Below are 5040 nucleotides of genomic sequence, written 5' to 3'. Positions count from 1 at the left end.
CTGGCCGGCCAGCGCCGTTTCTGCTCCGGTTTCTTTTACGGGGGCCTTGCGGTCTTCGCCGCCCGCCCGGTGGGCGCGTTCCCAGGCACAGCCGTACGGCCGTACAGCCGCACCAAAGGGTTCTCGTACCCTCGCCCCGTGGAGCAGGACAACGGCACGCTGGCGCGTGCGCTTTCGGAGGCCGCACGGGCGGCCGCGCATGTCCCCGGCCGCGGCGAGGAATGCCGGGCCTGCGGGCGGGACACGGACGTACTGGCCGACCGGGCCGACGGGGTGGTCGTACGGCATGGCCGGATCGTCGCCAAGGCGCATGCACCCGGGACCGATCCGGAAGGGCACCGCGTACGGATCGCCGTCGCCGCGCACCCCCTGCTGAGCGGAATCCTGCTGCCCCCGGTCCCGTACCCCGCGGGCGACCTCGCGGGGCGCCCCGTCACCACCTGGCCGTACGGCAGCCCCGTGGACCCCGCGGACCCGGAGGGCGCCCCGTGGGAGGAGGCCGGAAACCTGCTCGCGCAGCTCCACAACGTGCCGCTCGACGGGCTTCCCGGGCCGCTCCCGGCCATGCGCGGCCCCGCCAAGGCGGCCGCGGCGGTGGCGCGGATGCGCGCGGCGGCGGCCGGGCACCCCGCCGCCCGGTCCGTGCTCGACGCCTGGCACGGCCTGCCCGCCTGGGCCCGTGACGAGATCCCCGCACCCCGCCACGCCCGGCTCTGCCATGGCGATCTTCATCTCGGCCAGCTCGTCCGCCATCCCGCCCACGACGGCCCCTGGCTGCTCATCGACGTCGACGACCTCGGCCTCGGCGACCCCGCCTGGGACCTCGCCCGCCCCGCCGCCTGGTACGCGGCCGGGCTGCTGCCCCCGGACGTCTGGACCCGCTTCCTCACCGCGTACCGGGCGGCCGGCGGCCCCGCGGCCGGGCCCGACGGCGTCGATCCCTGGCCCCAACTCGACGTGCCCGCCCGGGCCCTGACCGTCCAGACCGCCGCCCTCGCCCTGGCCAAGAGCGCGGCGGCGCGGCGTGATCTCGACGAGGTCGAGCGGATGATGACCGACGCATGTGCCCGAATTGCCTCCCTCCCGCCCGAGTTGGAGGGCATCATCCCGTCGTAGGGTTTGACCGGGGTAACCCACCAACCGAACGGCGAGGAGCTGAGCCGACATGCAGTGTCCCAAGTGCCATGCGCCCATGCACACGTACAACCGCAATGGCGTCCAGATCGAACAGTGCAGCGGCTGCCGGGGGATATTCCTCGACTACGGCGAGCTGGAGTCGCTGACCCGCCTCGAGTCCCAGTGGGTCCAGCAGGCCCCGCCCGCACCGCCTGCCCCGCAGGCCTACCCGCCCGCGCCCGCGCCCGCCGCCCCGGCCTGGGGAGCGCCGCACCACGGCCACCACGGCGGCCACCACCGGCAGCGCAGCTTCGGCCGGATGCTCTTCTCCTCCTGACCGGAGACACGACGGAGCCCCCGGCCGCGCGAGGCGGCCGGGGGCTCCGGGCTGTGGACGATACTGGGATTGAACCAGTGACCTCTTCCGTGTCAGGGAAGCGCTCTCCCGCTGAGCTAATCGTCCTCGGGACCACGATCCGGTCAGCCCGGATCCGTGGGCACTGCGTGCGCGATACTGGGATTGAACCAGTGACCTCTTCCGTGTCAGGGAAGCGCTCTCCCGCTGAGCTAATCGCGCGGGGGACCTTCGCAGGTCCAGTGGACGATACTGGGATTGAACCAGTGACCTCTTCCGTGTCAGGGAAGCGCTCTCCCGCTGAGCTAATCGTCCATGGAGGTGGAGACGGGATTTGAACCCGTGTAGACGGCTTTGCAGGCCGTTGCCTCGCCTCTCGGCCACTCCACCAGGAGCTGCAGGGGTTCTCGGGAAGATCCCCCACTTCGAGCGGACGACGAGATTCGAACTCGCGACCCTCACCTTGGCAAGGTGATGCTCTACCAACTGAGCCACGTCCGCCTGTCGTTTCCGTTCCGCTTGCGCGTCCCGGCGACGTGTTGAACTCTAGCGGATTCCCGGGCCAGCACAAAAACGCGTTTCCGCAGCGTGCTGAGCTGTGTTCACGGCGGGTTCACGAGCAGGTGCACGCCGGAGCGGCCGGTCGGGGCCCGCCATAGACTCGCAGCCGTGCATGACCTCGCTCCTCTGGCCCGCTTCGGCGGCCTCGTCGCCACCGACCTCAGGGACGTCACCAGTGACCCTGAGGCCCTTGACTCCTCCGGCCTCTGGGCCGTCGCGGCGGACTTCGAGGGCCGGCTCACCTGTGCCCGCTTCGGTGACGTACGCCACGAGCCCGTGCCCGCTCCGGAGCCCGGACGCTGGCTCGGCCCCGCCGCCGCGGACTGGACGTCCTCCCTGGACCGGGCCGCGTACACGGCAGGTGTACGCCGCATCCGCGAGCACATCGCGGCAGGCGAGGTCTACCAGGCGAATCTCTGCCGCGTCCTGTCCGCGCCGCTGCCCGACCCCGGTGCCGCCGATGTCGACGCGCTCACGGCGCTGCTGGCGCGGGGTAACCCCGCCCCGTACGCAGGAACGATTCGGCTGCCCGCGCACGGTGTGGAGATCGCCACCGCCTCGCCCGAGCTCTATCTGCGCCGCCGAGGCCGCGCCGTCGAGTCCGGGCCGATCAAGGGCACCGGCCGCACCGCCGCCGATCTGCTGGAGAAGGACCACGCCGAGAACGTGATGATCGTGGACCTGGTCCGCAACGACCTGGGGCGGGTCTGCGCCACCGGCTCGGTGACCGTCCCGGCCCTCTGCGCCGTCGAAGCCCACCCGGGCCTGGTCCACCTCGTCTCCACCGTCCACGGCGAGCTCACCGCCGGCGCCGGCTGGCGCGAGCTGCTCGACGCCACGTTCCCGCCCGGCTCGGTCACCGGCGCCCCCAAGTCGAGCGCCCTGCGAATCATCGAGACACTGGAGACGGCGCCGCGCGGCCCGTACTGCGGCGGTATCGGCTGGGTGGACGCCGACCGCGGCACCGGTGAGCTGGCCGTTGGTATACGCACCTTCTGGATCGACCGCGCCGCGGGCGTACTGCGCTTCGGTACCGGTGCCGGCATCACCTGGGGCTCCGACCCGGAGCGCGAGTGGGACGAGACCGAGCTCAAGGCGTCCCGGCTGCTCGCGGTAGCGTCGGGCACGTACGCGCAGAGTGGAAGGACCGCGTGATGAGGATCTGGGTCAATGGCGGACTGAAGGACTCCGACACCGCCATGGTGTCCGTGTTCGACCACGGCCTGACCGTGGGCGACGGCGTCTTCGAGACGGTCAAGGCCACCGAGGGACGCCTCTTCGCCCTCACCCGGCACCTCGACCGGCTCACCCGCTCCGCCCGGGGTCTCGGCCTGCCCGACCCGGACCACGACGAGGTACGCCGCGCCTGCGAGGCCGTGCTGGAAGCGAACCCCGTGGCGCTGGGCCGGCTGCGGATCACCTACACGGGCGGTCTCTCCCCGCTCGGCTCGGACCGCGGTGACGCCGGCGCCACCCTCGTCGTCGCCGTCGTCGAGGCCGAGCGCCGCCCCGACACCACCGCCGTGATCACCGTCCCGTGGACCCGGAACGAGCGCGGTGCGCTCGCCGGGCTGAAGACGACCTCGTACGGCGAGAACGTCGTCGCCCTCGCCCGGGCCCACGAGCAGGGCGCGTCCGAGGCGCTCTTCGCCAACACGGTGGGACAGCTCTGCGAGGGCACCGGCTCCAACGTCTTCGTCGTCCTCGACGGGCAGCTGTACACCCCGCCCCTCTCCTCGGGCTGCCTCGCCGGGATCACCCGCGCGCTGACCGTGGACTGGACCGGCGCGCTGGAGGCCGACCTGCCGTGGGACGTGCTGGACCGGGCCGAGGAGGTCTTCCTGACCTCCACCACCCGTGACGTCCAGGCCGTGCACCGCGTCGACGGCCGTGAGCTGTCCTCCGCGCCCGGCCCGCTGACCGCCAAGGCCATGCGGATCTTCGAGGTGCACGCCGCAGCCGACCCGGATCCGCGCCCCTAGACCCTGCCCGATGTGGTGACGGGAGGCCCCGGGACAGGTAGAACACCTCTGATGACCACGACCCTGCGGCCGACCGGGCCGCTTCAGCGCGGCGCGGACGGCGTCACATCACGCACCTACGACGTCTGTGTGAACGGCCGGCCCGTCGGCGTCGTCGAGCTGGCCACGGATCCCGCCACCGGCCCCTCGGCGGGCGTCCTGCGGTCGCTGTGGATCGACGAGGGCGACCGGCGGCGCGGAAGGGGTACGGTCGCGGCGCTCGCGGCCGAGGAGGTGCTGCGCGGCTGGGGCTGTACGCGAATCGAGACCTCGGTCCCCGTCGCGGCCTCCGCCGCGCTGCGCCTGACCACCGCACTGGGCTACGGCGAGCGCGGCCGCGTCATGCTCAAGGAACTCCCGCCCGAGCCACCCGCGCTGCCCGCGGGCGTCGAAGGCCGCCCCTTGAGCGAGGCGGAGTTCCTCCGGTGGCGGACCGGTGCGATCGAGGGATACGCACAGAGCCTGATCGCCCGTGGCGTGGCCGAGGACCGGGCCCGGGTCAGGGCGGAGGCGGTCCACCGCGAGCAGCTCCCCGACGGCCTCGCCACCCGGGGCTCGTGGCTGCACGCACTGGTCGCGGGCGGCGTGGTGGTGGGCCACGTCTGGCTGGCCGAGAGCGAGGTACGCCCGGGGGAGCAGGGCGCGTACGTGTACGACGTCGAGGTGGCCGAGGAGCATCGCGGCCGGGGGTACGGGCGGGCGCTGATGCTGCACGCCGAGCGGATCGCGCGGGCGGCCGGGGCGTCGCTGCTCGCACTCCAGGTCTTCGCGGGCAACACCGCGGCGACCGGTCTTTACGAGTCGCTCGGATACCGGACGACTCACATCAACTTCTTCAAGCAGCTGCTCTAGGGCCCGTCCGGTGGATCTTGCTGGGCTCGCGGCGTCATGTGACTCCGTCTCCTGCGTTGTCGTCAGTCGGCATGGCTCCGCCATGACTCTCCCCCTGCCTTCGGCGGGGGGACCCCCATCCTCCGCCTTGGATCC

5 protein-coding genes and 5 tRNA genes are annotated in these 5040 nt (G+C 72.5%); 5 read left to right on the top strand and 5 right to left on the bottom strand.

Translation table 11 applies throughout. The features are described 5' to 3' along the window. The first annotated feature begins 159 nt into the window (after positions 1 to 159). Both ACWGI8_RS39270 and ACWGI8_RS39265 read left to right on the top strand, forming a co-directional pair. Positions 160 to 1116, top strand: coding sequence for a phosphotransferase family protein (locus ACWGI8_RS39270; RefSeq protein WP_453668228.1), 957 nt, complete (start codon positions 160 to 162; stop codon positions 1114 to 1116). 49 nt (positions 1117 to 1165) lie between these two features. Then, a complete protein-coding gene (locus ACWGI8_RS39265; RefSeq protein ID WP_453668227.1) occupies positions 1166 to 1453 on the top strand; it encodes a TFIIB-type zinc ribbon-containing protein in 288 nt (95 codons plus the stop codon). Positions 1454 to 1507: 54 nt separating this feature from the next. On the opposite strand, the gene ACWGI8_RS39260 is transcribed toward ACWGI8_RS39265, so the two are convergent. From ACWGI8_RS39260 to ACWGI8_RS39240, 5 genes are all read right to left on the bottom strand, one after another. Next, a tRNA-Val gene (locus ACWGI8_RS39260) sits at positions 1508 to 1579 on the bottom strand. A gap of 42 nt (positions 1580 to 1621) precedes the next feature. Continuing rightward, positions 1622 to 1693: transfer RNA gene (locus ACWGI8_RS39255), tRNA-Val, on the bottom strand. Positions 1694 to 1714: 21 nt separating this feature from the next. Then, positions 1715 to 1786, bottom strand: a tRNA-Val gene (locus tag ACWGI8_RS39250). 1 nt (position 1787) lies between these two features. Beyond that, positions 1788 to 1861, bottom strand: a tRNA-Cys gene (locus tag ACWGI8_RS39245). Between the two features lie 38 nt (positions 1862 to 1899). Further along, positions 1900 to 1972: transfer RNA gene (locus ACWGI8_RS39240), tRNA-Gly, on the bottom strand. A gap of 168 nt (positions 1973 to 2140) precedes the next feature. On the opposite strand from ACWGI8_RS39240, the gene ACWGI8_RS39235 reads away from it, so the two are divergent. The 3 genes from ACWGI8_RS39235 to ACWGI8_RS39225 are packed head-to-tail and all read left to right on the top strand — an operon-like array spanning position 2141 to position 4905. Continuing rightward, positions 2141 to 3187 (top strand): chorismate-binding protein, encoded by a 1047-nt coding sequence (locus tag ACWGI8_RS39235; protein WP_453668226.1) that lies wholly within the window; start codon positions 2141 to 2143, stop codon positions 3185 to 3187. Beyond that, entirely contained in the window at positions 3187 to 4014 is an 828-nt protein-coding gene (locus ACWGI8_RS39230; RefSeq protein ID WP_453668225.1) for an aminotransferase class IV, read from the top strand. Before ACWGI8_RS39235 ends, ACWGI8_RS39230 begins: the two co-directional genes overlap by 1 nt. 51 nt (positions 4015 to 4065) lie before the next feature. Next, positions 4066 to 4905, top strand: coding sequence for a GNAT family N-acetyltransferase (locus tag ACWGI8_RS39225; protein WP_453668224.1), 840 nt, complete (start codon positions 4066 to 4068; stop codon positions 4903 to 4905). The last annotated feature ends 135 nt before the right edge of the window (positions 4906 to 5040 follow it).

It is taken from the genome of Streptomyces sp. NPDC054841 (assembly GCF_053611045.1).
The sequence above is the reverse complement of the archived record's forward strand: the minus strand, read 5'-3'. Positions and strand labels throughout refer to the sequence as shown.